General features: G+C 67.2%; 24 protein-coding genes and 1 other RNA gene. 6 read left to right on the top strand and 19 right to left on the bottom strand.

The features are described from left to right. The first annotated feature begins 38 nt into the window (after nucleotides 1–38). Entirely contained in the window at nucleotides 39–1109 is a 1071-nt protein-coding gene (locus tag PPSIR1_RS12005; protein ID WP_006971328.1) for a 3-oxoacyl-ACP synthase III family protein, read from the top strand. Between the two features lie 309 nt (nucleotides 1110–1418). Here the strand turns inward: PPSIR1_RS12005 and PPSIR1_RS12000 are convergent, their stop codons facing one another. The 3 genes from PPSIR1_RS12000 to PPSIR1_RS11990 form a co-directional block, all read right to left on the bottom strand. Continuing rightward, nucleotides 1419–1658 (bottom strand): acyl carrier protein, encoded by a 240-nt coding sequence (locus tag PPSIR1_RS12000; RefSeq protein WP_006971327.1) that lies wholly within the window; start codon nucleotides 1656–1658, stop codon nucleotides 1419–1421. 2 nt (nucleotides 1659–1660) lie between these two features. Continuing rightward, entirely contained in the window at nucleotides 1661–2680 is a 1020-nt protein-coding gene (locus PPSIR1_RS11995; RefSeq protein WP_086001248.1) for a 3-oxoacyl-ACP synthase III family protein, read from the bottom strand. Between the two features lie 83 nt (nucleotides 2681–2763). Next, nucleotides 2764–3978: an aminotransferase class V-fold PLP-dependent enzyme gene (locus tag PPSIR1_RS11990; RefSeq protein ID WP_006971325.1), complete on the bottom strand. Its 1215-nt coding sequence runs from the start codon at nucleotides 3976–3978 to the stop codon at nucleotides 2764–2766. Between the two features lie 165 nt (nucleotides 3979–4143). Here PPSIR1_RS11990 and ssrA point away from each other — a divergent pair. Then, nucleotides 4144–4502, top strand: a transfer-messenger RNA (tmRNA) gene (ssrA, locus tag PPSIR1_RS45975). 37 nt (nucleotides 4503–4539) lie between these two features. Here ssrA and PPSIR1_RS11985 read toward each other — a convergent pair. The 14 genes from PPSIR1_RS11985 to PPSIR1_RS11920 form a co-directional block, all read right to left on the bottom strand. Then, nucleotides 4540–5625 carry a tyrosine-type recombinase/integrase gene (locus tag PPSIR1_RS11985; RefSeq protein ID WP_006971324.1) on the bottom strand — a complete coding sequence of 362 codons (1086 nt, stop codon included), beginning with the start codon at nucleotides 5623–5625 and terminating at the stop codon, nucleotides 4540–4542. A 240-nt stretch (nucleotides 5626–5865) separates the two neighbouring features. Beyond that, entirely contained in the window at nucleotides 5866–6057 is a 192-nt protein-coding gene (locus tag PPSIR1_RS45970) for a helix-turn-helix domain-containing protein (protein ID WP_086001247.1), read from the bottom strand. A gap of 16 nt (nucleotides 6058–6073) precedes the next feature. Continuing rightward, nucleotides 6074–6709, bottom strand: coding sequence for an N-acetylmuramoyl-L-alanine amidase (locus PPSIR1_RS11975; RefSeq protein ID WP_006971322.1), 636 nt, complete (start codon nucleotides 6707–6709; stop codon nucleotides 6074–6076). Further along, nucleotides 6709–10365 (bottom strand): hypothetical protein, encoded by a 3657-nt coding sequence (locus PPSIR1_RS45965; protein WP_232296470.1) that lies wholly within the window; start codon nucleotides 10363–10365, stop codon nucleotides 6709–6711. The genes PPSIR1_RS11975 and PPSIR1_RS45965 overlap by 1 nt, the downstream gene beginning before the upstream one ends. A gap of 290 nt (nucleotides 10366–10655) precedes the next feature. Continuing rightward, on the bottom strand, nucleotides 10656–11516 hold the full coding sequence (locus PPSIR1_RS11965) for a hypothetical protein (protein WP_157595466.1): 861 nt from the start codon (nucleotides 11514–11516) through the stop codon (nucleotides 10656–10658). After that, entirely contained in the window at nucleotides 11513–11935 is a 423-nt protein-coding gene (locus tag PPSIR1_RS11960) for a hypothetical protein (RefSeq protein ID WP_006971319.1), read from the bottom strand. The genes PPSIR1_RS11965 and PPSIR1_RS11960 overlap by 4 nt, the downstream gene beginning before the upstream one ends. Next, a complete protein-coding gene (locus PPSIR1_RS11955; protein ID WP_232296469.1) occupies nucleotides 11932–12627 on the bottom strand; it encodes a hypothetical protein in 696 nt (231 codons plus the stop codon). The genes PPSIR1_RS11960 and PPSIR1_RS11955 overlap by 4 nt, the downstream gene beginning before the upstream one ends. Before the next feature lie 40 nt (nucleotides 12628–12667). Next, a complete protein-coding gene (locus tag PPSIR1_RS11950; RefSeq protein ID WP_086001245.1) occupies nucleotides 12668–13537 on the bottom strand; it encodes a hypothetical protein in 870 nt (289 codons plus the stop codon). Then, on the bottom strand, nucleotides 13530–13727 hold the full coding sequence (locus tag PPSIR1_RS11945; protein ID WP_006971316.1) for a hypothetical protein: 198 nt from the start codon (nucleotides 13725–13727) through the stop codon (nucleotides 13530–13532). Before PPSIR1_RS11945 ends, PPSIR1_RS11950 begins: the two co-directional genes overlap by 8 nt. A gap of 11 nt (nucleotides 13728–13738) precedes the next feature. Continuing rightward, nucleotides 13739–14410 (bottom strand): hypothetical protein, encoded by a 672-nt coding sequence (locus tag PPSIR1_RS11940; protein ID WP_232296468.1) that lies wholly within the window; start codon nucleotides 14408–14410, stop codon nucleotides 13739–13741. After that, nucleotides 14385–14798 (bottom strand): hypothetical protein, encoded by a 414-nt coding sequence (locus tag PPSIR1_RS11935; RefSeq protein WP_006971314.1) that lies wholly within the window; start codon nucleotides 14796–14798, stop codon nucleotides 14385–14387. The genes PPSIR1_RS11940 and PPSIR1_RS11935 overlap by 26 nt, the downstream gene beginning before the upstream one ends. Continuing rightward, the gene (locus PPSIR1_RS11930) at nucleotides 14795–15316 is read right to left on the bottom strand and encodes a hypothetical protein (protein WP_006971313.1); all 522 of its coding nucleotides are present in this window, start codon (nucleotides 15314–15316) and stop codon (nucleotides 14795–14797) included. The genes PPSIR1_RS11935 and PPSIR1_RS11930 overlap by 4 nt, the downstream gene beginning before the upstream one ends. A 125-nt stretch (nucleotides 15317–15441) precedes the next feature. After that, the gene (locus tag PPSIR1_RS11925) at nucleotides 15442–15678 is read right to left on the bottom strand and encodes a hypothetical protein (RefSeq protein ID WP_157595464.1); all 237 of its coding nucleotides are present in this window, start codon (nucleotides 15676–15678) and stop codon (nucleotides 15442–15444) included. 2 nt (nucleotides 15679–15680) lie between these two features. Next, complete coding sequence (locus PPSIR1_RS11920; protein WP_006971311.1) at nucleotides 15681–16103, bottom strand: hypothetical protein; 423 nt, start codon at nucleotides 16101–16103, stop codon at nucleotides 15681–15683. A gap of 508 nt (nucleotides 16104–16611) precedes the next feature. On the opposite strand from PPSIR1_RS11920, the gene PPSIR1_RS11915 reads away from it, so the two are divergent. The 3 genes from PPSIR1_RS11915 (at nucleotide 16612) to PPSIR1_RS11905 (ending at nucleotide 21272) form a co-directional block, all read left to right on the top strand. Further along, nucleotides 16612–17823 carry a hypothetical protein gene (locus PPSIR1_RS11915; RefSeq protein ID WP_006971310.1) on the top strand — a complete coding sequence of 404 codons (1212 nt, stop codon included), beginning with the start codon at nucleotides 16612–16614 and terminating at the stop codon, nucleotides 17821–17823. Nucleotides 17824–17825: 2 nt separating this feature from the next. Further along, nucleotides 17826–19799 (top strand): hypothetical protein, encoded by a 1974-nt coding sequence (locus tag PPSIR1_RS11910; protein ID WP_006971309.1) that lies wholly within the window; start codon nucleotides 17826–17828, stop codon nucleotides 19797–19799. 549 nt (nucleotides 19800–20348) lie between these two features. Next, nucleotides 20349–21272, top strand: a complete 924-nt coding sequence (locus tag PPSIR1_RS11905) for a hypothetical protein (RefSeq protein WP_157595463.1) — start codon at nucleotides 20349–20351, stop codon at nucleotides 21270–21272. A gap of 12 nt (nucleotides 21273–21284) precedes the next feature. On the opposite strand, the gene PPSIR1_RS11900 is transcribed toward PPSIR1_RS11905, so the two are convergent. Then, nucleotides 21285–23534 carry an OmpA family protein gene (locus PPSIR1_RS11900; protein ID WP_157595462.1) on the bottom strand — a complete coding sequence of 750 codons (2250 nt, stop codon included), beginning with the start codon at nucleotides 23532–23534 and terminating at the stop codon, nucleotides 21285–21287. A 328-nt stretch (nucleotides 23535–23862) separates the two neighbouring features. On the opposite strand from PPSIR1_RS11900, the gene PPSIR1_RS11895 reads away from it, so the two are divergent. Beyond that, nucleotides 23863–24393, top strand: coding sequence for a hypothetical protein (locus tag PPSIR1_RS11895; RefSeq protein ID WP_006971306.1), 531 nt, complete (start codon nucleotides 23863–23865; stop codon nucleotides 24391–24393). A gap of 7 nt (nucleotides 24394–24400) precedes the next feature. On the opposite strand, the gene PPSIR1_RS11890 is transcribed toward PPSIR1_RS11895, so the two are convergent. Then, entirely contained in the window at nucleotides 24401–25783 is a 1383-nt protein-coding gene (locus tag PPSIR1_RS11890; protein ID WP_232296467.1) for a serine/threonine-protein kinase, read from the bottom strand. Between the last annotated feature and the right edge of the window lie 54 nt (nucleotides 25784–25837).

Genomic DNA, 25837 nt, shown 5'->3' with positions numbered 1-25837 from the left:
CCCTCTGAGTCCACCTCGACTCTGCTAAGCTAGAGTCGATGAGCACCGGCATCGTTGGGATCGGCACCTACCTCCCCGAGCAGGTTCGACACAACGACTACTGGTCCCCCGAGCTCGTCGCCGGCTGGCGCGGACGGGTGGGCTTCGACAACTGGAGCGAGGACCGCATCGCTGCCCTGAACCCGGGCCAGCGCGCGGTCTTGACGGCCGTACAGCCCTTTCTCAGCGACCCCTTTCGCGGCTGCCTGACGCGCCGCGTCAAGGACCCTGGGGTGTCCAGCCCCGACATGCAGGCCGCCGCCGCCAAGCAGGCCCTCGAGCGCGCAGGCGTCGAGCCTGGGCAGGTCGGGGTCGTGATCAGCAACAGCCTGGCGCCCACCTACCTCGGCAGCGCGGACGCCTTCGCGATTCACGCGCAGCTCGGGCTGCCCTCCCACGCGCTCGCCTTCGACATCGAGGCCGCCTGCAACGCGCTGGCGCACCAGTGGGTCATCGCGCGCGGGATGATCGAGAGCGGGGCCGTCGACTACGCCCTCTTGACCCAGGCGGCCCTCGGCTCCGTCGTCGTCGAGTACGAGGCCGAGTACTCGCCGTGGTTTGGCGACGGCGCGAGCGCGGTGCTGCTCGGGCGCGTCGAGGGCGAGGGCGAGGGCTTGCTCAGCTGCTACACCGAGACCGACGGCAAGGCCCACGGCGGTGTGATCATCGGCCCCGAAGAGGGGTCGTGGACCGACGGCGGGCGGCCCCGGCTGCGCAACAACACGGTGATCATCGCGCGCACCTTCTTGAACATGTGCAACTCCGCGAAGCTCGTGCTCGACCGCGCCCAGGAGCGAGCGGGCGTGCGCGCGGATGAGGTGTCCTTCTTCGCCTGTCACCAGGGCCAGATCTGGATGAGCGACGCCATCCGAGACTTCGGCGGCATCGGCCACGCCAAGAGCTTCAACACCCTCAGCGAGTTCGGCAACCTCCTCAGCGTCAACATCCCGCTGGCGCTGCGCATGGCCCACGACGCTGGCCTGCTCGAGGTCGGCGATCTGGTCCAGACCTACGCCATCGGCAGCGGGCACTCGGAGAGCAGCCTGGTGTTTCGCTGGGACGGGTGCTGAGGCGCTGTTTTGCCCCCACAGGTGCTCTCGAACCGGGGGCGCTTCGTCGCTGCCGCTCCTCCGCTGTGGCTGGTGGGCAATGGGGGTCGTGCCCTGCAGAGGGCATGTGGTCGCCCCCGCTCGCGGGGGCGTGGATTTGGGTTTGCAGTCTCTGAGTCGTGGACGTGGGGCAGGGAGGGCGTGGCGTCGTCCACGACGGCTAAAATAGACAGAGGGTCGGCCAGAACTCGTTTTGGCCGGCCCGCTCTGAGTCGTGGACGTGGGGCAGGAAAGGGGCTGTGAATGCATTCACAGCCCCTGCGCCGCAGGCTACTTTTTGTTGGCGACCCGTTCGGCGCGCTCGACCAGCAGCGCGAGGGTGACGACGTCGGGCAGATCATCGGCGAGCCGCACCTGCCAGCGCCGCTCCATCTCGAGCACCAGGTCGACGACGTCGACGGAGTCCCAGCCGAGCAGCTCGGCGAGATCGTCATCGTCGCCGATGGCGGCGAAGTCCGCGTCCCGGTCGTCAAAGATGGTGGTGAGGACCTCGAGTATCTTCTCGCGCATGTTCAGAGCTCCATGACCGCGGCGCCAAAGGAGTAGCCCGTGCCAAAGCCGACGAATACGAGCCGCTGACCGGCCTGGATGCGCCCGGCGTGGAGCTCCTGAGACAGGAGCACGGGGATCGAGGCCGAGGCCGTGTTGCCGACGGTCTCGATGTGGACGGGGGCCTTGTCGAGGGGCAGGTCGAGGTGCCGCGCGACGCCCTTGATGATCCGAATGTTGGCCTGGTGGAAGAGGAAGTGATCGATGTCGTCGATGCCGAGGCCGGTCTCCTCGAGGACGCGCTGCACGGCGGCGGTCATGTGCTCGATCGCTCGTTTGAAGATGTCGCCCCCGTTCCAAAAGCTCATCGTCCCCCTGGGGGAGTAGGGGGCGTCGCCGAGCTCCTCGGCCATGCCGGGGCTCAGCTGCGGCCACGCGCTGCGGTCGAGGTGGTCGTTGACCACGAGGCACTCGCCGATGTGGCTGGCGAGGTTCCCGACGAAGCTGGCGATCACGCCGCGGCCTTCGTCGGGGCGCCCTGGACGGAAGATCGCAGCCCCAGCGGCGTCGCCGAGGATCGGCGCCGAGCGGGGGTAGCTCTGCGCGTGCCAGTGCATGACCTCCGCGCACACCACCAGCGCGCACTTGGCCGCGCCGGTCTCGAGGAATTGCCGGGCGACGTGCAGCGAGCCGACGAAGCCGGTGCAGCCAAAGCGCACCCCCATCACCGCGCAGCTCGGGGACAGGCCCAGGTCGCGGGCGAGGGGCCACGCGATGTCGGGGTAGTCGAGCTCCGGCTGGGAGATGTGGGCGACGAGCAGGTCGATGTCACTCGGCTGCAGCCCCGCGTGGGCGAGGGCGGCCTGAGCGGCGTGCGTGCCCATCACCCAGCTGGTCTCGTTGGGCCCCGCGGCCCGGCGCTCGCGGATCCCCGTGCTGCGGAAGACCTTGCCTTCGCCGCGGCCGAGCTCGCGTTCGATGTCGGCGGAGCTCCGAATCGTCTCGGGCAGGTAGTGCCCCACTCCAGCCAGTTGAATGCCCATCGCGCCCTTTCAGCTTAGCAGAAGGCCCGATGCGATCCAACGCTGAGGGCCCTGGCTCCCCCATCGGCGAGGTGGGAGTCGCGTCATTTCGGCGGCGACGAAGCGCCCGCGAGGACCTCGTCGACGGCCTCGAGCACGAACTCGACCTCGCCGAGCGCGTTGGGCCAGTGCGGTGCCATGCGCAGCAGCCCCTCGGGCTGCGTCGCGCTCACGCCCCGCTCGTAGAGGCCGGCCTTGAACGCGTCGATGCCTGGCGCGCCCTCGGGCAGGCGCAGGGACAAAATCGCCGAGCGCTGCTCCGGGACATCGGAGCGCAGGCTGTGGAAGCCTCGCTCGCGCAGCCCCGCGTCGAGGCGATCGAGGTAGCCGTGCACGTGGGCCTCGATCGCTGGCGTACCGAGCTGAAGCAGGGCCCGCGCGCTGACTTCGAGGGCCGCGAGCAGGGTCGTCGGCGCCGCCCCGACCTCGACAAAGTCCGCGCGCTGACGGATCGGCCGGTCGTAGCGCAGCTCGTCGGCCGCGAACAGGAAGGACACCGGCTCCTCGTGGCTCAGCCAGCCGGCCGTGTTGGGGCGCAGCCCGGCCACGCGTTCGGGCGCGACGTAGAGCATCGCGCAGCCCTCGAGCCCCATGAGCCACTTGTGGCTGCCGGCCGCGAGGTAGTCGACCCCGAGGGCGCGCACGTCGAAGTCGAGCACGCCGACCGCCTGAATCGCGTCACAAAACAGCTCGGCTCCGTGGGCGTGGGCGAGGGCGCTCATGGCCTGGACGGGCATGCGCAGCCCCGTTTGGAATTGCACCGCCGACACGGCGACCAGGCGAACCCCGCCCGCTTTGAGCCGCGCCTCGAGGCGCTCGAGCCCGACCCCCGAAGAGCCCGCGAAGTCCTCGACGTCGAGGAACTCCACGCGCAGATCGAACAGCTCCGCCGCGCGCTGCCACGGCGTCACGTTGGTCGGAAACTCGCCACGCAGGACCACGATCACGTCCCCCGGACGCCAGCCCAAGCTCAGCGCGATGGTCGACACCCCCGTCGTCGTGTTCGCGACCAGGCCCACGTCCTGTGCCCGCGCACCGATCAGCTTCGCCAGCGCCTCGCGCAGCCCCTCGCGCCGCTCGAGCCAGGGCATGAAGCCCTCGACACCCAAGCGCGCGTAGTCATCCATCACCTGCTGCACCGCGCCCTGGACCAGGCTCGACGCCGGCGAGATGGCCGAGTGGGCCAGGTAGGCCCTCGCGCTCAACGTGGGGAAGAGCGAGCGATCACCGAGGGCGACGGAGGCGCTGGGGGGCCACATGGGCGGAGTGTAGCGGCCCCCTCGCAGCCGCTCCGCCTTCGCGCGGGGAGTGAGTCGACCAACGCCAGCTACGCGCGAACTTCGAGCTTGCGCCCCGCCGACGCCGACGTATGATGCTCGCCGCTGGCCACGTCCCAGCGAGCCAAACATCAACCAAATCCCTTCGGGGGTGCACTGGCGTTCGACGTGGGTTCGGAAGGTGAAGACTGCGTGTCGCGGGCTCGACGCCGCGTCAAAAACGACGGGAAACACACAGCTGCCAACGACAGCAACTACGGCCGCATGGCCGTTGCCGCCTAATAAGCGACACGACGTCGCGTGAGGCGCTCTAGTAGCGCGTCGTCGTCAATACAGGAGCTAGTCACCGTAGGGCCCCGATGCGGTGATGAAAATCTAGGGGATCGCTCCCGCGAGGGCCTGCTGATAGGCATGCGCGGGGGCTAAATCCAAGTATGTCAGCTACGCACGTAGACGTCTCATCGGAAGGCTTGCGGACCGGGGTTCGACTCCCCGCGCCTCCACTCTAAATCGGGCAGTTAGGGGTACCTGGCTGCCCGATTTTCATTCTGGCGGCTTCTTGTGCCGCTCTTGTGCCGCGACCTCGTCGTCCAACGACTGCACCGCGGAGTGCAGGACCTTGGGCGACAGGTGCGCGTAGCGCATGGTCATCTCGATCGTCGAGTGGCCGAGGAGCTCCTGGACCGCTCGCAGGGGGACGCCGCGCATCACCAGGTGCGAGGCGAAGGTGTGGCGCAGGTCGTGCCACCCGAGCGCCTCGATCCCGGCCTTGCGCTTGGCCCGGATCAGCGGCCACTTGCACATGTTCTTGGTGAGCATGGTGCCGTCGGGCTGGCAGAAGACCAGCGGTCCGAGTCGGTGCCTCCAGGCCTCGAGGGCCTGGTGGACGGACTCGGCCAACGGGAGCTCCCGCTGCCGGTGGTTCTTCGGCGTGCCGACGATGCCCTCGGCCACCGCTTGGCGGATGACCAGGCGGCCCGACTTCAGATCCACATCGCACCAGCGCAGCCCCAGCAGCTCACCCTGACGAAGGCCGGTACGCATGGCCACCAGGATCATCGTCCACCACATCGGCTCCTCCTTCGCGCCCTCGAGCAGGCGGTCGGCCTCCTCGAAGTCGAGGAAGCGGAACTCGGGCTTGGGCGCCCGCATCCACTTCACGGAGGGGACCGCCTCGAGGTAGCCCCACTCACTGGCGACGACCAGCATCTTGCGGACCGTGGTCAGGTGGTTGTTGATGGTCTTGGCCGAGAGGGTCTTGGCCTTGAGGGCCTTGTAGCGCTCGATCTGCCGCGGGCCGATCTGGCTCAGGCGCATCTTGCCGAAGAAGGGCGTCAGGTGGTGCTCGAGCATGGAGCGCTTGCTCCGGACGGAGCTGGGCTTGTTGTTGACCGTGGCGTAGTTGTCGATGAACTGCGAAGCGAACTGGGCGAAGCTGGGGCAAGGCTCCTGCTTTGGCTCCTGACGGGTTGTGTCTCCCTTCTGGTACGTGCCGCTGAGCAGGGCCGACCGCACTTCGCGTTCGTACTGCTGAGCGCCGCGTCGCGTATTGACGGGCGAGCGCCGGCGGATCCGCTCGATGCGGCCGTCAGGGTGCTGGAACTGCACGTCGATGATGTAGCGGGTCATGGTGTGGCCAGATTTGCTGGTCCAGGTTCGTTTTCGGATGGTCACTGGGGATTCCCCTTTGGGTTGGGAATCAGGCAACCTTGGCCCGCGAAGACTAGCACCGGGGCCCTGTGGGGCCGTACCTCGACGGTCGGGGGAAGCAAACAGGGGCGCGTGGGCGTTACGGCGAGTGCGGGGGTCTTCTGGGGCTCGGGCACGACGGTCTCCTTCGTGAAGGGGGCACGGACAGGGGCTGGCGCTCTAGCTGGCGTCGGCGATCCACTCGAGGACGGCGTCACGCTGAAAGCGAAGTACTCGGCCAACGCGGACGGCGCCTGGGATCTCGCCGCGGGCGACGGCCTCGTAGACCGTCTTGCGGTTGACCCGGAGGAGAGCGGCGAGCTCTTCGGCCTTGAGGAACTCAGGGAGGTGGCTTGAAGCTGCTTGGGGCATGTCGGTCTCTCTGGGGTCAGGTCGTCAGCGTGAAGCTGCGCCAGGTGTCGGGGATGGGGGTGCCGGCCTCGATCGCGTAGCCCTCGCCGCCATCATCGAGGCCGAGGACGTCGACGCCCCACTGGCCGACGGTGGACCAGATCTCCGGGCCCGGGTCGTTGCCTCGCTTGGGGGAGCTCTGACGGTGGGCGTAGACGTGGCGGATGCCCGCAGAGCGGAGCTGGCGGAGTAGGCCACGGCCGGCGAGCACCTGCGCAGCGGTGAGGACGTCGCGGCCGTAATCCTCGGGGCGGTACCAACCGCCCTTGACCGAGCGGAGGTTGCCGGCGAACTCGATCGCCACGGAGCGGCCGTTGAAGCCGTCGGAGGCCGAGAGCCGGGCGGACATCGGGTGGAGCTGGGCGATCGTGCCGTCCGGGACGATGATGAAGTGGGCGGTGACCTTCAGGTAGCGGCGCGGGTCGTTGCCGCGGGAGAAGGACATCTGGTGGAGCACCACGGCATCGATCGCGCGCGTCCGCTTGCTGCGCTTGCCCCCTGGCGCGAGCGCGGTCAGATCCAGGACCGCGATCCGACTCGAGCGCGCGCGGGCCCACAGCGCGGCGACGCCGAAGACCGCGACGGGGGCGAGGCCGATGACGATCGCTAGCATCACGACCTCTTGGAGAGCTCGATCATGATGCGCCGGGTCTTGGCGCTGATCGGGCCCTTGTACTTGGCGAGCTTGGCCGCGCAGGAGCGGATGTCGCTGGGGATGTCCTCGTGGCGCCGGACGACGGCGAGGTGACCGGGGGGGACCTTGAGCAGGACGGAGTGCTTGCCGGTCCCGTAGCGGATGACGACCAGGGGGCGGTCGCCCTGGGAGGTGGTCATCTCGACGGTGTAGCGGGCGTCGGGGCGGAGGCCGAGGCCCTCGGCGATCTGGGAGCGTTTGCGGAAGCGGACGACGTCGTGGCGGTTGAACTGGAGTCGGGTTGAGGTGGTCTTAGCTGTCTTCGGTGCGGAGCCCTTCCTGGTCGGGGTCGTCTTCTTGGTCGGGGTCGTCTTCTTGGTCGGGGTCGTCTTCTTGGTCGGGGTCGTCTTCTTGGTCGGGGTCGTCTTCTTGGTCGCGGTCGTCTTGGCCGCGGTCGTCTTGGCCGCGGTCTTCTTCTTGGCCGTGACCTTCTTCTTAGTCGCGGCCTTCTTCTTGGCCGCGGTCTTCTTCTTGGCCGTGGCCTTCTTCTTGGCCGTGGCCTTCTTCTTGGCCGTAGCCTTCTTCTTGGTCGTGGACTTCTTCTTGGCCGCGGTCTTCTTCTTGGCCGCGGTCTTCTTCTTGGCCGCGGCCTTTTTCTTGGCCGCGGCCTTCTTCTTGGTCGCGGCCTTCTTCTTCGACGTCTTCGCGGAACTGGTGGCCTTGGTCGTCTCTACACCCATGGTCTGCTCTTCCTTCTGCGCCTTCTTGGCGACGCGCTCAGCCTCTCGCGCAGCCCTTTGGGCCAGCTTCTCCTCCTGCTTCAGCTGCTTCGCCGCCCAGCTGAGCCGCCGCTTCGCCTGGCTCATGGCGGCCTTCTCCGAGCCCGTCGGCTGCCCGTAGCTGGAGACCTTCGCCGTCTCCTCGGCGAACTCGGCCTCGAGCTTCGCCACGTCGAGCTCGCCGCCCGTCGGCGGATCGAATTGCACCTTGGTCCCGAAGTCCGTCGGATACAGGTAGCCCAGCCACGGCCCCGCGACGCGGTAGCGGACCCCCGCTGGCGCGCTGTCGAGGAACTTGTGGATCGTGAACGCGGCGACGTTGGGAAAGTCCGTGAAGCCCTTCTTCGGATCCCGCTTTGAGGTCGCGGGCATGGTCTTGGTCTCACTCCACTCCCCGGCCCCGCTCTTGACGCGGTACCCGAGCGTGCTCGGCCGCCAGGCGCCCCACATCGGCGCGCCGTTGCGAAGCAGCGCGATCACGATCGTGTCCTCGAGGCTCCAGCCCTTGGGCAGCTCGGGGAGCGGGAGCCCGGATTGCGTGCGCTGGACGAGGGCCTCGAGCACCTTCTTGCTCTTGACCGGATTGCCCGCGGCCGTCAGTGGACCTACCGCGATGCCCCCGTCTGGCCCGGGCACCCAGTAGACGCTCTTGTTGCCAACGATGCTCGTCCGGTAGTCGTTGAGGGTGACCTTGGCCTTCTTCAGCGCAGGCCGGAGCTTGGCCTCGTTGACGAGCTTGGTCAGCTTGCGCAGCGTCTCGGGTGAGATCGGTCCACCGTAGCGGCGGTACTTCGTGCCGAGCTCACCCGCGAGCTCATCGAAGGACACCCCGATGGGGAAGACCTGGGCGACCAGCTTGGCGCCCTTGGGCAGCTTGGGCTCCCGCCAGGTTGTCGCGCTTTGTCGCCGGCCGTCCTCCAGCTCGACCCAGGGGACGCCCACGGACAGCTCGATCGGCGACAAGGGGTCGTTGTCGCGGAAGACGACTCGCGTCGGGACGAGGGCCTCGAGGGCGCGCTGCTGGTCCTCGAAGTCGGTGATCTTGGGCGGCTTGTCGAGCTTGCCTCCCTGCTTGCGGCTGCGTCGACGGGCGATGGCGTTGTCGGCCTCGGCCTTGACCGCCTCGATGCCCGCGGCCTTGCCCGGGTAGAACATCGGCGAGTGCTCGGGGTGGCAGAGCATGAACTGCCGCGACGGGCTCTTGAGGCCCTCCTGCGACGGCGGGCAGCTGCCGATGCTCTTGCTTTGGTAAGCGGTGCACAGCGTCAGCGAGTCGTCGTGGATGTGGGTGAAGCAAGACGTGCCCGGGATGTTCTTCCAGCCGGTGACGCGGCCCTTCTTTCGCTCGGCTTCGAAGGCGGCCCAGGCGGTCTTGATGTCCTGAATCTGCTTGGGGAGCTTACTCTTCGAGGTCTTAGCCATGGTTTTTGCTCGCTTGGGTTTTCGGGGACGCTTGGGGGTCTGGGGCTCGAGATCGCCCGCGGCCTTATTGACCTCGACCAGGACGGCGGCGATCGCCTCGTCCTCGTCGGCGTAGACGCCCTCCGCGAAGAAGCCGTGGTCCTTGGGTCCGCGGAGCTTCACCTTGGTCTTGCGGCCGGCAGGGGCGACACCACGGCGAGAGGAGGAGAAGCCCTGGACCCAGTAGACCTTCAGCCGTCGGCTCTCGCGCTCGTAGTTGCTGAGCTTCGGGTGCAGCCGCCAGTACGCGAGGTTGAAGCGGCGCTCGGTCAGCTCGCCCTTGCGCTTCGCCTCGCGCACGACCTCGAGCAGTGCCCGGGCGTCGGCCTGGCGCGCGACCTTTCGCGCGGCCTCCCGCTCGGCCTGCTCGCGCGCGTCCGCGTCAGCCTTGGCCTCGAGCTTGTCGAGGCTCAGCACCCCCGTACACAGCCGCGAGGCGTCGTCCCGCTCGGGGAAGCGGACGTCGTAGACATCCCGGAGCACCCGCTGCGCCACGCTCGTCTCGATGCGACACAGCTGCGTGTAGACCTGGTCCGCCGGCTTCGACCCGTCGTAGAGCTCCGGCTGCAGGGCCAGGCGCATCCGCTGATCCCAGTCCTCGAGGCGCGCGAGCACCTCGGCGTGGGCCTTTTTGACGAGCTCGGGCGTCGCAGGCTCGTTCTTGCCGAGCAGCGCCTCGAAGGCTCGCATCTCGTAGCTACGCCGCGTCTGCCAGGGGGAGTCCCGCACCCGGGCGTCGAGGGTCGCGTCCCGGAACCAGAAGTTCGCCTGCCCCTTGGTCACCGCCTCGAGCTGGCGCCTCCACGTCTGCGCGAACTCGGAGATCGCCAGGACCCGGGGGTCCTGGTCGATGCTTCGCAGCACGCCACCAAACTCCGCGCGCCCGTAGGTCTCGCCGCGTTCGGGCGCGGGCGGCCAGGTCCCGGCTTCGAAGGCGAGCTTGCCCCGGACGCGAGCGAGCTCCTCCGTCCCCTCTCCGGGTCGCAGTAGCCGGTGCTTGTTGAGCCACGCGCGGAGCTTGGCGCCCTGGCCCTTGCGCTCCGCGTCCTCGAAGGCCGCGCGCAGCTTGGGCCAGTCGGGATGTCGATCACCCGGCTTGATTCCGTGCGACTTTGCCAACGTCGCTATGTCGAGCGCAGCTTCGACTTTTGCGGACGCCGTAGAGCTGTGCTCGACGACGACGGGGACCCCCTTGGCCCGCAGCTGTGTGGCGACGGCCTCGACCTTGTCCCGCGCCTGCTCCTTCCCACGCGTCCGCGGGGCGTACCAAGCACAACCCTCCGGCAGGTTCCGGGAGAACCGAAACCGATACGGCGTCCGCAGGGCCTTGATCGCCTCCTTGTGCGCTTTGGTCTCCCCGCACAGCAGCACCCCGCTCTCAAGGCTGTACCGCACGGTCAACCCTCCCGTCTTCGTCTCCTCCGGCTCCCCAAACAGACTCCCCGGCCGCTGAATCTCCAGCTCCCGCTCGGGCGCCCAGATCGCATCCGGCTTCTCCCCCGTCGAGCCATCGGCCTGCCGAAACCAGACCTGCACCTTGTCAGAGAACATCCTCAGCCCACGGATCTCCCGCTCCCCGTCCCCGGGGATGCGCACGACATCCGCGACCCGAAGCGCTCGCGCTTCGATCTTCATCGCTCACCTCCTGATTGTCCCGACCCCTACGCGCGGGCCGTAACTCGTGCTCACGGTTCGATGTGGAAGTTCCAGCGCGCTACGAAGACCAGCCCCGTCTTGGGATCCCGATCCAGCGCCCGGAGCGTCACGTCGCCGTGCATGCTGCCTTCTTTGAACACGATCTGCTGGCGCAGCCCCTTGGTCCCGACGAGCTCGAAGCGGACCATCTCGCGGTCGACGTGAAACTCGATGTCATCGGTGATGTAGGGCATCACCAGGTCGTAGGGCGTGCCCGGGTGCACGTCGTAGCTCTTCTTGCTGACGTGGCTGGACTCGAAGGTCCCCGCCGGGCGACCGTACTCGCCGTAGCCCTTCACCTCCGAGGGCTTGGGCCGCGCTGCGAAGATGATCACGCCACGCGGGACCTCGACCATCTCCCCGATCCGAAAGCCGTGCCCGGCGTGGGACCCGAGGTGGGCCGAGTAAAGCGGAGGCTCGGAGATCCGCGCGCGGATGACCGTATCCTCAACCGTGCGCACCTTCGCGGTGAGGATCTCCTCGCGCACGCTCGGATAACCCGGGACCGGCTCGGACTTCACGCCGAACAAGACCACGTCCTCTTGGGTGAGGTTGTCGAGGATCTCGTCCTTGGGCGGCGCGTAGCCGCCGAAGGCCTCGACGAACTTCTGCTTCACGTCGTCGGGGAGGGTGTTGCGATCCATGAACCCACCGCGCGGCCGGACCTCGTCAGGCGTGACCGGCTCGGTCACCCCGTCGTCGTCCGCGTCGTTGGGCAGGTCCTCGGGATCGACCTCCTCCTCATCCTTCTTTTTCTGCCGGCGCTTGTAGAACCAATAGGCTCCACCGCCGATCAGGGCCGTCGTAGCGAGCGTCGCCGCCACGATGCCCACGGTCTTCATTGCGGTCATCGGATCCTCCATCCAAAGGTGAGTTGGCCGTGCGTCCCGGGCTGGATGCGCCCGAGGCGAACGACCAGGGCCATGGGTTGGCCCTTGATGGTCACGGTGGGAAAGCCAGCCCCGTCGTCGCTTCGATAGGCGACGGGGAGCCGGCGGGGAGCCTCGACGACGAGCGGGATCTGGTCCGTGTTGGCCAGGGCTGCGTCGATCTCGGCGGGAGAGCTGGTTTCGTCGGCGATCCGCTCGGCGGGGATCCACGCGACCGTCACGCCCGGCGCGCGGTTCCTGCCCGCGTAGCGCCCGGTGGACTTGGTCAGGGTCACCCACGACACGAAGCGCAGCGCGCTCGCGTCTCGAGGGAGGACGGCGGCGTGGAAGCTCGGGCCGTCGTCCCCGTCGAAGCGGCGGATCACCGACCGGCAGATCACGGCACGAGCTCCGCAGCGCCGGGATAGCGCGGCCAGTCGAGGGGGATCGGCGTGTCGAGCACCGAAAGATCGAGCCCGAGCTCGCGGGCGGCCTTCTCGGTGTTGTGCCGCGTCGTCCTCGAGCGCGCCTTGGCCTCGTTGTAGTCGCCGATCAGCCCGGGCGAGGCCATGCCCCGTTTGAGGGCGAGGAGGGTTCGGTGCGCGGGCGGGAGTTCGCGGAACTCGGCGCGGTTGACCAAGCGGTGGGCGTAGTCGACGAAGAAGACCGTCGCACGCCACGGGTTGAAGACATCGTAGGGCGTGACCTTCCCGCGACGCAGGGCTTCGGTCCCGCGCCACGGGGCCAGCGCGGAGCTCGGCAGCATCCCGTAGGGACCGCCGCTGCCAAACACCCACATCTCCCGGGGGTAGGGTGACTGGCTGTAGGCGGCCGCGTTGCGGTCGTAGCCGATACCGGCCGCCTTGGACTCGGCGACCTGCGCCGCCCGCGAGGCGTTGCGGGGCTCGGCGAAGTCCGGGAACAGCTCCGGCTGCCCCAGGCCGGTGCGCGGGTTGCCGCGGCTCTCGGTGAAGCGCTGCAGCTTTCCAAGGAGCACCATCTCGGGCGGTGCTCCGGTCCGTCGGATCATGCGATCGAAGCTGGGCTTGCGCGCCGAGTAGATGGCAGCACCGACCACCGTCACCGCAGCCACGCCCCCAAGCGCGTACCAGGCCCAAGTCGGGACCGCTGGTTCAGACCTCATCGGGCTCCCTCCGGTTGGCCACGCGCGCGATGGCGATCGTCCCGCCGATCAGCAGCCCCGCCCCGAGGATGACCCCGCCCCACAGCAGCCCACGCTTGGCGGCCTCGCCGAGCTCCGTGAACAGCTGGTCAAAGCGCTCCTCGGCCATCTTCTTGGTCTCATCGAGGTCCTCGCGCGCGTCGTCGATCGCCTCCCCGGTCTGGGCCAGCCCATCCATGAAGCGCCCCACGAAGCCCTCGCCCATGTCCTCGGCGTGGTCGGACAAGATGCCCAGCTGCTGCGCGAAGTACATATGCATGATCGCGTCCGGCACCGGCCCCGCCGACTCGCGCCGCCGCACCAGCCCCACGTAGACGGTCTCCGTCGCCGTGTCCTCGGGCTCGAGCTCGCGCAGCGTGTCCCCGTAGGACCGCAGCCGCTTGAGGTAGGACAAGAACTCGGCCTGGTAGCGCTTCCGCTCCGAATCCGGGACCTTGTAGCTGGGAAGCTTCTCCCACACCGACTGCGCGAGCAGGTGCACCCGCTGCGCCTCGTCCTTGACCTCATCGAGCAGCGCCTGCAGCCGCGCGGCCGTCCGGTCCTCCCGCGCGTCGAACTCCGGCCAGATCTCATCGAGGACCTGGGTGTAGTGCGGCTGCACCACCAGCGGCGGCGGGCTCCCGGGGTCCATGTCGATCGGGCTCGCCGCGAGGATCGGCTCCACGTCGAAGACGTGCGGAGGGCTCGGCTCCTCGCCCATGTCGAAGCCCGGCTGGGAGAGGCCATCGACCTCCACCGCGGCCTCGAACTTCCCGACGACCTCGGCCTCGATGACCTCGAGGGCCTCGGGCTTTATGAACGCCAGCTTCAAATCAGGCATGGCTGTCGCTCCTGCGTCCGCGCAGCGACGAGAAGGCCGCCCGGGCCTCGTAAGCAAAGGCCAGGGCGAGGGCGGTGTCCTGGTCGACCTCCCCCGAGACCACCAGCGGCACGCTGCCGATCCGGTTGTAGTCGCGCTGGAACTCGCTGATCCCCGCGGCGGAGGTCAGGTAGCCCAACTCGCGGAGCATCTGATGCGGCGTCATCGGGTCTGCTCCGTCAGCGTCGACCAACGGATCCCGTTGTCGGTGTAGTTGGTCAGCATCACCTCGAGGGCGTTGAGCGTGTTCTTCCCGGCGATACCGTCGACCTGGAGAATTCCGCGGTAGTGCCGGAGCAGGCTCGACTTCTTGACCTCCACAGGGAGGCGGACCTTCTTGGACTCGAGCCCGCGGATCACCGCGTTCCAGTCACGTTGAAAGCGAGTGACCTGCGGGTGCGGGTTGAGGGGGTCGTCGTTGACCTCGACCTTGTAGCCCTGGCTGAGCATGGCCATCCGGATCGGCCCCGGCCGCGGCCACAGGATCGTGTTGTAGCCCTCGGGGTCGAGGCTGATGTTCGGGGGCTTACCGCGGGCACGCCCGGTCCCCGAGCTCCCGCCGCCGCTGGGCTTGGGCTTCGGCGTCGTCCCGCCCCCTCCGGGCGTCGTCTCGTCATCGATCACGAGGGGCGAGTCCGGCATCCACCACCCGTTGCGCTGCCCGAGCTTGTAGAGCCCAAAGCCCGCGAGTCCCAGCGCCGCGGTCGCGCCCAGCCCGATCCCGACTTTTTGCCCAGGGGTCAAGCCCTCGCGCTCATCGGGGTAGGGCGCCTGCGCGTCCGTCAAAGTCTGCGCCGACTGAGAGTCCTCAGCCTCGAGCGCGCCCGTCGTCATCGTCGTCGTGTTGTCCACAGCAACAGCTCTCCTCAGTGTTGAACTTCGAGACCGGATCGAGCACCTCGCCGTCCTCGACCTGGTAGGCCAGGCGCTGGCCGTCGATCAGCACGGGCCGGCACGCCCGACCGGCCGCCAGCTCCTTGCCCATCGAGTAGGCCACGACGCTCACCGGATGCCCGGCGCGGGTCTCGAGCAGCCGCCGGGCATCTTGAAGGGCCGCTCCCTCATCGAGGGAGCAGCCGGCACAGCGCGCGCAGCAGGGAAGGTCTTCCCCTACCGCGCGCCGAAACTGGCGAGCGTTGAGCTTCGCCAGCGCCTCGGTGAAGAACACCGACGCCTCGCGGGCGAGCTCCTCGCCCACGAGCTCTGTCGGGAACCGGATCATCCCTTCTTGCCGCTGCTCGTCGGGTTGATGCCCGACTCACTGAGCCAGTTGCTCAGCAGACCGTAGAGCTTGTCCGACAGGCCGATGTGCTCCTTGAGGTAGCGCAGACCCGCGTAGCCGCCGATCGCCCCGAAGAAGGTCGCCTGGAACATCTGGCTGTCCGACCCCGTCAGGTTCGAGACCTCGATCGTGAAGCCCTTGGAGCTGTCGACGGGCCCGATATCCGGCGGGAAAGGGTTGAAGGGGGTCTTGAGGGCCTCCCAGTCGAAGGTGTCGGGGTCGCGCGTCGTGGTGATGCCGGTACCGGTCATGCCCGCGTCGCGGTCGTCTCGGCGCGAGATGGCCTCGATCCGAATGTCCGGACCCGACAGGTAGGCGACCATGGCGACCGGCATGAGGCGCTCGTAGGGTTTGACCTCATGTCGGACCCGGCCACCGGCGGGCACCGGCACCTCGACCTCGAAGGGCACGAGGCAGCCAAAGGCGAATTCGCTGGGACATGCAATGTCCTGCTTCATCGCTTGCTGGGCAGCCTCGAGCCCGTATGGAGCTCCCGGTGCAGCGCACGGGAGCAGGCTATTGAGATTGGAGTTGAACATGGTTTTGTCGTTGCTTGGGTGTGGCTAGCTCTGGATTTGGGTTGTCAGGTCAGGTCTCGTTCGATCGTCTGCACGCGCTCGTTGAGCCCGGCGACGAGCCCCTCGAGCTCGACCACGCGGGCCTCGAGCTGGGTCTGGCGGCCGTCGAGGTGGTCCTGGCGGGCCTTGTCCTTGGCCTGCTTGTCGAGCATCAGCTCCGCGCGACGGGTGCGGCCCTGCTGCTTGGCCTGGCGTCGTTGGAGCGTGCGCTGCTCCGAGGGTTTGGCGGCGGTCTTGGTCATGGTCATCCGTCCTTTCGGATCAGGTCGTAGGTGGTGATGGCGATCTGGTTGTGGAGCAGCACCTTCCCCGCGTTGCCGGCGACGCGCGCGACGCTGTTCTCCGGGCCGAGCAGGCTCAAGGCCTTCGCCCCGGTCCCGACGACGCCGTTGACGACAGCACCCACGGGGAAGCCCCCCTTGGTGCGCCACGCTGCGAGCGCACCCGCCCCCGGCGAGAGTCCGACCTCGAGGACCTCGATGATGACGTGCTCGGTCTTCTGTCGGCGCTGCTCGGCGGCCCACTCGTGGCGGCACCGCCGGCCGAACTCCGAGGCCTCGAGCTTCTCTTGGAGAACGACGGCGCGCTCGGCCTCGTGGCGCGCGAGGTCTTCGTCGAGCCTCGCCAGCGCCTTGGTGTCTGTGTTCTGCGGGAGCTGCTCAAACATGAACGGAGCCTGACTCGACTCTGGCCATTCGTCGAGAATTTAAATCAATTTAAATCAGTATATATGAAAGTCCTCAGTCGACCATGTGGGGTCATTTGGGGCACACCGAGTCGGCGCCAAGCGAGCCACTCACTCGCGTTTGAGGCGCTTGAGAACGCGCTCTAGCCGCGGCGGGGACGAGCGTGCTTCAAGGGCCTGTCAACGGTCTACCAATCGCGTACTAAATCGCGCTTCCGCTGTATCAACGGCCTACCAATCGCGTACTAAATCGCGCTTCCGCTGCATCAACGGCCTACCAACCGCGTATCAATCGCGTACCAACGGCCTACCAATCGCGTATCAACTGCGCGCCGAAGGTGCCCTAGACCGTCAGCCCAGGCCGCATCTCTGCGAGGGTGTGGCATGAGCGCACTCCAACAATTTTCTTGCGCGCGACTGCTGTCGGAATTAGGAACAGCGCCGAGGCAGATGCATGGGTCACGAAAAGAAGAATGCGGATACTATTCCTGTGGCATGGGTCAACGGGCTACAGTCCTACGACAACCACCTCGCCCTCGTGCGGCTCAAGTGGCTGCGGGGAGGCGGCACCTACCGAGACCTGCTCGAGGACGACGCGGAGTATGCCTTCGGGGACAACCCGCTCGCCTGCGGGGCGACGGAGTTCCCAGGGGCGAGCGTGCGCTGGGAGCTCCCCGAGCCAGACATCGATCCGGCAGAGCGTCGTCTTCAGGTCTCGATCATCGTCGAGGACCTGTGGAAGGTCGCCGCGAAGTGGACCGCGACCCGAACCGAGGGGGACTGGTGCAACTTCAAGCTGTTCGGCTACGACGACGAGGGTGACCAGATTCTGACGCTGGTCCGGCGACTCAATCTGATCGACCGATGTGAGGATGGGAAGGACTGTGAAGTGGAGGTCAGCCCGCCGCGAGTCGAGGTCCCCCCTCCGCGGGTCGAGCCCGTCCCCCCGCGGGTCTCTCCCAGGCAGCCCCGGGTCGAGTCCTCCCCGCGGGCTGAGCGGGGGTGTGGGTCACCGTGGTACGAGCGCCAGCGGGCAGACTCGCAGCTCGACGCGCACATCAAGCGGCTCGCGGAGGCCAACGAGGCGCTCCTCGGGCACGTCGCGCAGGCGCTCGACATGGCGACGGACTCGATCGGGGCCGCGCCCGATCTCGTCCGGGGCGCCCGCGAGATCATGCGCGAGAGCATCACCGAGCAGCAGGAGATGTTTCAGCAGTACCGCGACCTCCAGGATGGCAAGTCTCGGGTCGAGGAGCAGCAGATCAAGGAAGAGAACAAGACCAAGCGCCGCGGACAGGTCGTCGGGCTGTTCCACGAGGTCGCCAAGATCGGGGCCGCGCTCATGGGCCCCGTCGTTCAAGAGGGCGCGCGCATCTACCTCAACCCCGAGGCCAGGCTGGTCACCCAGTACGATCGCGCCCAACAAGCGATCGGCTTCATCGTACACAGCATGAAGATGCCGATGCTGACCAAGATCTTCCGCGGCAAGAATGACCAGGCCTCGGCCTTCCTGACGGTCCTCAACGTCGCCATGGTCACCGAGAACGAGCGCGAGGCCTTGCTCGAGCTCGACCCGGTGTTGCCGGTGTTCCGCAGCGAGGTCTTCGACGAGGTCGTGACCACGCAGATCCGCTACGCGGCGACCTACATCATGGGCCGCATCGCCTTCTACCAGATCCCCTACTACGCCGAGGGAGCCTGACCATGCTGCTGCGACCAGACGCGACCTTCATCGACGACGCCACCGACCGGGTGGAGCGAGTCTTTCCTCGGGGGTCGGAGTGGACGAGCTTCAAGAGCCACCTGCCCGCCAATGAGGTGTTCCACAACTCGGTCCTCGATCCGGCCGTGGGCGTCGCTGGCGAGCTCGCGCTCAAGACCTTTGCCGCCGCGGACTGGCAAAACTGGGTGTCCTCGGCGCAGATCGGCTTCTTCGAGATCGGGACACGCATCGGCCTGCCTCAGCTCCAGGGGACCTCGATGGCGAAGGGCCTGTCCCATGTCTACTCGCACCTCGGGAGCACGCTGAGCACGATCCGCGCGTATGACCGACCCGAGGAGATGATCCCCGAGCTGCTCCAAAACGCCGGGATGCAGGTCGTACAGCAGCTCACCGGGCAAGCCAACATGGTTGGTCAAACCGTGGCCCAGGTCGTCGCTGCGGCGGTGTGGGCGGTCAACGTCGTCCGAGCCAAGGTCAACACCGACCTCGCCAAAGACGTCCCGCTCCCGCCGCTTCAGACCGAGGACCCGGCGACGGACACCTGGCAGATGAACCGCGTGCTCGAGGTCTTCCGCAGCCGGGGCAACGGCGGCATCGTCTACCCCGACGGTCAGACCGTCGCGGCCTCGAACGCCGACTACACCAGCTTCTTCTTGCCCGCGTACCGCGTCGACGGCGACTGGGCGATCCAGCACCGCGAGCGCGGCATCGCGGCCCAACAGGGACGCCCGAAGGTCGCCCGCGGACCGCGAGGGGAGACCCAGTATCAGTTCGATCCTGGCGACGCCTCGACCTTCGGCTTCATGCCGGGCACGTCGACCTCGCTCCGGGTGCTCCAGGCCTCCTACCGCTACTACTACTCGGTGCGCGGGACTCCGGTGGACCGCTACTCGCTGCGCTGCAAGGGCGTCGACAAGCCCTGCTACAAGAGCGTCAAGACCTTCGACGGGAGCCGAGACTGCCGGCAGTGCGTCGACCCGGAGTCGGTCTGGCCGGTCGAGGGAGTTGGATGGGCCTACGGAGGGAGCCCGCTCAACGCGACGACGCCGGGAGAGAACGTGGGCGAGTTCTACCTGTCCACGAACAAGTTCTTGCTCAACTTGCTCGACAGCATATCCCGGCCTGGGCCCTTGCTGCTCACGATCGATACAGAGCGCATCTACAAGGCGTGGAAGCTGACCTTCGAGAAGTTCTGGGAGTTTGCGCGGTCCCAGTGGCAATGGCACCGCAGTCCAGGGTGGCGGGGCCTGATCGCCCGACTCTCGACGCTGATGACTGCGTTTGACGATGAGCACGGCGAGCCAACCCTGGGCGGGCGTCACCCGGGCATGCCCTCCAGGCTCATCCCGTCTGCGCGCGAGCCCAACTTCGAGGTGCCGTTCGCGGCGTCGGTCTTCTCGCGCTTGATCTCGCCGTACTGCACCGACCTCGTCCGACTGCAGCTCCATCACCTCGACACGCTCGCGGTGGCCTACGTTCCGCCCGGCGTGGGGGCGCTCTACTTCCCCACCGGAAAGCTTCGCTCCTCGGTGCTGGCAGACCGTTTCGATCAGGCCAGGCGAGAACTGCTGGCGAGCTCGAAGCGGATGGCCGTCGATCTTCGGCGCGTCACGGACCCAGAGTACCGAGCGGCGTTAGCGAACTCCGGCGTGAAGGCGTCCAAGGTCAACTCGCAGCTGTGGGGGAGTCCGGGGATCGATGGCGAGCTCTTGAAGCCCGAGCATCGTCCCCCGCGAGCACCACGGAGGCCGAAGGCTGCCCGCCAGCCCGTTCTGGGCGCGGTCTCGCTGATGGTGCGCCCCGATCGTCTGGCGATCGCCTCGAAGCCAGAGACCAAGCCATCGTGGTCCGGTGCCCCTTTGCTGGGGGCGGTCCTGGGCACCGCGGCAGCGAGCGCGGCTGTGCTCGGGGTCCACCAGAACTCGAGGCGTGACCAGGCCGACTCTGACGGGTAGCATGCATCCATGACTGGCCGAGCGAGCGGGCTACGGCAAGCGAGTGTCTTGCTGGCTGTCCTCGCTCTGGGGTCCCTCGCGTGCACCGAGCCCAAACACGATGCTCGATCGGCGAGCGCTGCGGAAGTAGAGAGCTCCCCGGCCAAGCCACACACGGAGCCCACAGATGTGGGGGACCCGTGGGCGCCGCGATACCCCGCGATCGACTCGAAGACCGCGACTCCGCTGGAGCCCTTGACCTACGTCGCTCCGCCAGGCCCTGCTTACGCTAAGGTTCCCCCAAAGTTTGGGGCACGCATCTACGCGAGCGCGTCGCAGACCCCGCGACTCGGGTTCGCGGGCCCCGGGAGAACCTTTGGCGAGGAGCTGCTCATCATCAACCACTACGCTCGTAGCGAGGACGGTCAGCCCCAATTCTCGGTCCTCTTGGACCCAAAGGATGGACAAGCCCTCGCTCGCTTTACGAAGCTCCTCGACGTTCGATGGAGGCACGGGCTCGCGCTGGTCGAGCTCGAGGGAGACACCCGTCCACACCTCCTGGACGCTCGCGTGGGTACCCCTGTCCCCGCGGCACCCCCGGTCGACGGCTATCGCTACGGCGAGACCTTCTGGGTCCACCTCAGTTTCGCTGCTCCGCGCGCATGGATCTACGCCCGCGCTGAGCCAGGCGCCCCCGTGTTCTTGCAGGAGTGGACGGACCGGACCGCGCCGCCGGCTCAGCCTGACGCGGCGTTCCCCTTCTTCCCGCACGCATGGGACCCCGATCTTCGTGTTGGGGAGCTCGAGTCCGGCTCTGACGAGGTCTGGCCCGAGTCGCCGGAAGACGAGCCGATGTCCTGCGCCAGCGCCGTGCTCGTGCCGCCTCGGAGCCATCGCTGCGCCCGCTACGACAGCAAGCCCCTCGCCGAGGACTGGCGCGTCGACTACACCGAGAACGCGGTGTACCGTCACGGGAGCGAGGAGGGCTTTGATCTCGACGCGCTGTGTCCCGGCGAAGAGGCGAAGATCGCTCGTGAGAGCCGCACCGCTCCGCGCTTGCGCATCACCTGTGACGACTCGAGCCTGTGGTTCGAATGGACGCCTGGGGGCCTGCGGGCCCTCGCCCCAGAGGTCGCGCGGGCGGTCAATGAGGGGGAGCGCTTCCTTGGCTACCGCAAGCATGTCGGGGACTACGAATTCCTTGGCAAGGATGAGGGAGGCTCCTTCACCCTCCTGCGTGAAGACGGGACGCGCGAGCTCATCGCGGATGACCATGCGTGCGCCCTCACGCAGCGCATCGCGGGGTCCCCCGAACGCTTCGTCATCCGTTGCCTCGACGGGCAGGACGAGACCGCGTGGTTTGAGCTGATCTCACGTACGAGGAAGACCCGGGCGCGCGTCCGGGTCGCGGACATCGCGGTCAGTCCCACCGGGAAGGCCTGGGCTCTCCGACCCACCAAGGGGGGCGACGAGCTGGTCCCTCTCGATCTCTGAGCCTTTGCCCTTCTACTTCTTCGCCCCCTTGACGACCGTCTCGTAGGGGCGGTGCAGCCTCAGCCGCAGCTTCGCGTCGACGTAGAGTTCGGCCCTTCGCAGCTCATGGTCGTACCCCTCGTACTCGTCCTCGGCCTTGGTCTCGCCGTACCAGTACACGTCGACTCCCTCGACCCCCTCGCTCGGGTCCCGGATCATGAAGTCGTCGGGCTCCTGCGCGTTGCGCTGGTCCTCCAGCTCTTGGTCCTCGGGGGGAAGGGCCTCGAGCTCGGGGCCCGGGAAGTCCGGCCCCAAAATGTTCTTCAAGTACACGTAGAGGGACACGGCGCGGTTGCGTGACAGGATCAAGTTGCGAGTCTCCGTATCTGGGCGGTCAGCGAAGCCGTGAACCTCGATCATCGCGCCGGGGGTCAGGAGCTGCGGGAGCTCGCAGGCCGCGAACACTCTGAGCGCGTGGCGAGCGTTCGCTCGCAGCCTCGCCCCGTTGATGGGGAAGTGAATCGGAGCGGATGACGCATGAACCATGAAGTCGAAGGGGTCCTTCACGTCGGGGATGTCGAGGAGTACGTCACCGTTTTGCAAGTTGATGGCTCGCATGACCCCCGCTCCTCGGAAGCCTCCAACACCCGCCACGGCCCGCCCGCTGAACGCCTCACTGAAGCCGGGGAACACGAAGGTGATGGGCGCCTCGGGAGCCGAGTCGGGGCCTCCCCAGACCCGGAGCGTCGTCACCCCCACGGCCTTCCCCTTTCCCTTCGCAGCGCCGCCCGAGGCGTCAAAGAGATCAACGTTCCCGACGAGGTCTTCGGGTTTCCACATCTGGCCGACGACGCCCTTCGCCGTCCCCTTGCCTGACACGACCATCTGGCCTTCGCCCACGCTCTTGGACACCTTCACGCCCCAGACCGTGACGTAGTAGGTCGCCTTGAACGCCCCGACCCCTTTCTTCTCCACGCTCAAGGTCCCCACGAGCCCGCCGAAGGGAATCTTCTTTCCGAGCTTCTTTCGGACTCGCTTCCAGGGCTTGCCAAAGATCTTCTTGAACGGGTTGCGCTTGCGAGGCTTCTTTTTGCCCTTCCCCTTTCCGTCACCGTCCAGGGTGTAGTCTGTCAGCGTGATTTCTGCCTCGTAGGTCTCGTGTGGATGGAGGTCGTAGAGCAGGAGGAGCTTGCGGAAGTGGCCCACATCCGCGTACTCGGGCTTGCCGTCGAGCATGGCCTGGGTGTGTGTCAGCCACGAGCGCGGGACGCCCTTGGGGACGGTGAGCGTCTCGCTTGCGAGGGTTCGCAAGGTTGCGACGCGCCAGTCCTCGATGTGGTGCTGGTTGATCCCGCCGCTCGTCTCGGGGAGCGCGCGGGCGGCATCCCAGGCCTTGGCGACGAGCTTGTTCAGCGCCGACGCTGCGTGCTGCATCTTCGACTCGGGCGAATCGCCGCTGAGGATGAACAGTGGGTCGAGCGCCTGGGCGGCGAAGTAGCAGAGCAAGAGGTCACCGTAGCCAAAGGACACCTTGGGGCTGCCCGGCTCGGCGTCAAACATCACCTCGTTCGGGTCGAGGTCGATCCTCGCGTCCTTGATGGTCTTGGACATGGCCGCGACCTGTTTGGGGGTGATCGGAAACCACTCGCGGGTCCGCACCTCGTTGGGGATCCACCCGCTGCGTAGCCTGTGCTCGAGCACGGTCGGGACCCCTTGGGTTCGGACGAAGCGCGCCTGCGCGACCGAGGCGAAGCGAGCAGCCTTCTTCCCGCCCACGTAGCTCGCAATGCTCAGGTCGATGCCCAGTTGGAGTTCGACGCCTCCCTTTCCGTCGTCCTCGTAGACCTCGTAGAGCTTTCCGCAGGGCTTTGCGAGTGAATCAGGAGGCTCATCCTTGCTGCGCAGGTACAGTCGGTAGACGCCGTCAGGATCCGACGAACGAGGATCGGCGCCGACACGGACGATGAGGGCGTCCATGCGATAATTGTCGTTGTTATAGACGCCGATGTCTCCGCTCTCAATGGCGCTGATCAACAGCTCGAGGTGAGTGCCTGCCTGGTTGATGAACAGGTGGTAGAGCTGGTTTGACGACGCCCATACCCCCGTGAGGGTCTCGTCTTGCCAGAGCTGCCGTCTTGGCTCGGGGCTTCTCTCTTTGTTGCCGACTCTGCAGGTGGGCTTCGTGTATGTACTGTTGTTGGTCGCGCCCGGAGCGCTCTCTGGGAGGTCGGGCTTGCACTCGTGAGTCGTGCGCTCGTGAGCCTCGGCGTCGGGGTTCGGCATCGACCCATGCTACCAGCAAGGCGATGACGTTCAGTCTGCCTGGGTTGGGTGGCCCCTGACGTCTGGGCCCGTCTGACTGGAGCCGAGGGGGTAGGGAAGGGCTTGCCTGGCGAGGTCGGCCTCGTGGGTGAGCGGTGGCCACGAGTTCAGCCTCGTATTGGCAGAGGGGTGCCGCGCTGGGGATGGCTCCGGGCAGTCGGTCATCTCCCGCCGCGGCCGTGACAGGGCTCTACGAGAACACCGATAGGTCCGTGGATCGCGGAGCTGGCACACGGGTACTCCGACGGAGGCGACCGATGAGGAGCTGGTCCAGTGCTAGCGTCGATTCATGATACTCGCGAGTTCACTCACCATTTTGCAAACTTTCGCCATCCTCTCCGGTGTCCCCGACTTGTGCGGGGAGTTGCACCGCGACGACGACGGCGAGGCCTACGTCGACGCGCTCGGCCAGGTCTTCCCTCGCTACTGCCAGCCCAGCGGGCCCGATGCTCCGATCCTGGATGCCGAGCTGTGCTGTGAGATCGACGAGACCTCTGACCTGGCGGTGTGCGACTTCCCGGATGTCTACGACCGTTGCACGACGGGCGAGCGCTACGCTTGCGAGTACGGCGAGGCGACGGAGGCGGGGGTGACCTGCTACCAGCCCTTTGTCGATGCGTGTGACATGGGCTTGTGCCTCGAGTACGTGGGACCGCCGCCCGTCGAGGCGACCGAGAGCCTGCTGTGCTGCACGAGCCAGGGTTGCGAGCCGCTTGCTGCGGACGTCGCATGGACCTGCATGGAAGCTGGCGGCTACGTCACCGTTTGCGCCGATGGTCAGACAAACGAAGATGGCACGGTTACCTGCTTCGACGACTGAGGGGGAGTCACTCGGAGCTCTTGGCGCCTTGCAAAGCCAGCGCGTCGTCCATCAATCGATTTGCGGCGTCAGTAGGTTGGTCCGTCTCAAGAAGTTCAACAATCACGTCTGAGGTGATCGAGATGACTTTGGCCACCAACTCCTGGCCAAGCTCGGGGTTCTCCTCGAGCACCTCTTTGCTGCGCTGAAGCAGCGCGGCCGCAACGCGCAGCCCTTCCTCCGCGAAGGGCTCGCGCTCGGCCTCTCGTCGCCCTTTCTCGGCCTCCCACACCGTCAAACCATCCTGGTATTTTCCGGCGACGATCAGCGCGACCGAGAGGTCCGTTGCTGAGCGCGCCGGCATCTCCTCCGTTGCGCGCGCCAGTCCATGGTTGGCCTGCGTCTGGACCCTGGGCTGCTGAAGCGCCCATGCGAACCAAGTGAGCGACAGGGCAAACGAGCTCGCCATCAACCCGAGGGCCAGCGCGGCCTGACCCCCGCGCTGCCGCCACCGCCGCTTCGTGTATCCGGGCTCGGGAGTATCGAGCACCTCGAGCAGGGCTCCCAGGTTTGGGTGTCGCTCCTCGGGGTCCGCTCGAAGACCCCGCAGCACCGCGCGAGAAAGAACCTCGGGGATCTCCTCGACCCCGTGGCCGTCGTCCTGCTCGATCTCCCCCCGCTCGATCGCCCCCAGCAGCTCCTCGGCAGAGCTCCCCGCGAACGGCCGAACCCCGTGCAGGGCGTGCCAGAGCGACACACACAGCGAGAACTGATCCGCCCGCGCGTCTCCTCGGTGCCCCCGAATCCGCTCCGGCGCCATGTAGGCCAAGGTCCCGCCCCGGGGCGTCGACCACTCCTCGTCGCCGTCGCCCTCGCTCGACTCGCTGTCAAAGCCGATCAACTCGGCCACGCCGAAGTCGGCGACGCACACCTCCCCGTTCCTCCCCACCAGGATGTTCGAGGGCTTGAAGTCTCCATGCAGGATCCCCGCCCGGTGTGCCGCGTCGAGACCAAGGCAGGCCGCTCGAAACACTCGGCAGACCTCCCTGACGTCGATCCGCTGCCTGAGCCAATCTCGCCCATCGAGCCCCTCGACGTACTCCATCACGATGTACAGGCTGTCCTCGAAGCGACCAATGTCATGGACCGCGACGATGTTCGGGTGCCGGATCTGAGCGAGGGTCATCGCCTCCCGGCGCAGCGCCTCTTCCCCGACCTCTCCTGGGTTCAGGCACAGCTTGATCGCCACGCAGCGCCCAAGCTCCGAGTCCCAACCCCGCGCCACCACGCCCATGCCCCCGTAGCCAATGACGTCGTCGAGCACGTAGCGATCGATCTGAAACGGCTCGACGTCCTCTTGCCCGTTGCGCCGCTGCATCAACGGAGCGTCGATGCGCGCGACCAAGTCCACCCAGCGATCGGGAGGCCACCGAGACTCGGGCAAGGGCTCGTTCTCCTGCTCGTC

Source organism: Plesiocystis pacifica SIR-1 (assembly GCF_000170895.1).
Classification (GTDB): domain Bacteria; phylum Myxococcota_A; class Polyangia; order Nannocystales; family Nannocystaceae; genus Plesiocystis; species Plesiocystis pacifica.
This window is presented reverse-complemented; position numbering and strand designations above follow the sequence as displayed.

Bases quoted from the DNA above. Each gene is read 5' to 3' on its own strand.
- PPSIR1_RS12005 (WP_006971328.1), top strand. From the start codon at position 39: ATGAGCACCGGCATCGTTGGGATCGGCACCTACCTCCCCGAGCAGGTT.
- PPSIR1_RS12000 (WP_006971327.1), bottom strand. From the start codon at position 1,658: ATGCGCGAGAAGATACTCGAGGTCCTCACCACCATCTTTGACGACCGG.
- PPSIR1_RS11995 (WP_086001248.1), bottom strand. From the start codon at position 2,680: ATGGGCATTCAACTGGCTGGAGTGGGGCACTACCTGCCCGAGACGATT.
- PPSIR1_RS11990 (WP_006971325.1), bottom strand. From the start codon at position 3,978: ATGTGGCCCCCCAGCGCCTCCGTCGCCCTCGGTGATCGCTCGCTCTTC.
- PPSIR1_RS11985 (WP_006971324.1), bottom strand. From the start codon at position 5,625: ATGACCCGCTACATCATCGACGTGCAGTTCCAGCACCCTGACGGCCGC.
- PPSIR1_RS45970 (WP_086001247.1), bottom strand. From the start codon at position 6,057: ATGCCCCAAGCAGCTTCAAGCCACCTCCCTGAGTTCCTCAAGGCCGAA.
- PPSIR1_RS11975 (WP_006971322.1), bottom strand. From the start codon at position 6,709: ATGCTAGCGATCGTCATCGGCCTCGCCCCCGTCGCGGTCTTCGGCGTC.
- PPSIR1_RS11965 (WP_157595466.1), bottom strand. From the start codon at position 11,516: ATGACCGCAATGAAGACCGTGGGCATCGTGGCGGCGACGCTCGCTACG.
- PPSIR1_RS11950 (WP_086001245.1), bottom strand. From the start codon at position 13,537: ATGCCTGATTTGAAGCTGGCGTTCATAAAGCCCGAGGCCCTCGAGGTC.
- PPSIR1_RS11945 (WP_006971316.1), bottom strand. From the start codon at position 13,727: ATGCTCCGCGAGTTGGGCTACCTGACCTCCGCCGCGGGGATCAGCGAG.
- PPSIR1_RS11940 (WP_232296468.1), bottom strand. From the start codon at position 14,410: ATGACGACGGGCGCGCTCGAGGCTGAGGACTCTCAGTCGGCGCAGACT.
- PPSIR1_RS11935 (WP_006971314.1), bottom strand. From the start codon at position 14,798: ATGATCCGGTTCCCGACAGAGCTCGTGGGCGAGGAGCTCGCCCGCGAG.
- PPSIR1_RS11930 (WP_006971313.1), bottom strand. From the start codon at position 15,316: ATGAAGCAGGACATTGCATGTCCCAGCGAATTCGCCTTTGGCTGCCTC.
- PPSIR1_RS11925 (WP_157595464.1), bottom strand. From the start codon at position 15,678: ATGACCAAGACCGCCGCCAAACCCTCGGAGCAGCGCACGCTCCAACGA.
- PPSIR1_RS11920 (WP_006971311.1), bottom strand. From the start codon at position 16,103: ATGTTTGAGCAGCTCCCGCAGAACACAGACACCAAGGCGCTGGCGAGG.
- PPSIR1_RS11910 (WP_006971309.1), top strand. From the start codon at position 17,826: ATGCTGCTGCGACCAGACGCGACCTTCATCGACGACGCCACCGACCGG.
- PPSIR1_RS11900 (WP_157595462.1), bottom strand. From the start codon at position 23,534: ATGCCGAACCCCGACGCCGAGGCTCACGAGCGCACGACTCACGAGTGC.
- PPSIR1_RS11895 (WP_006971306.1), top strand. From the start codon at position 23,863: ATGATACTCGCGAGTTCACTCACCATTTTGCAAACTTTCGCCATCCTC.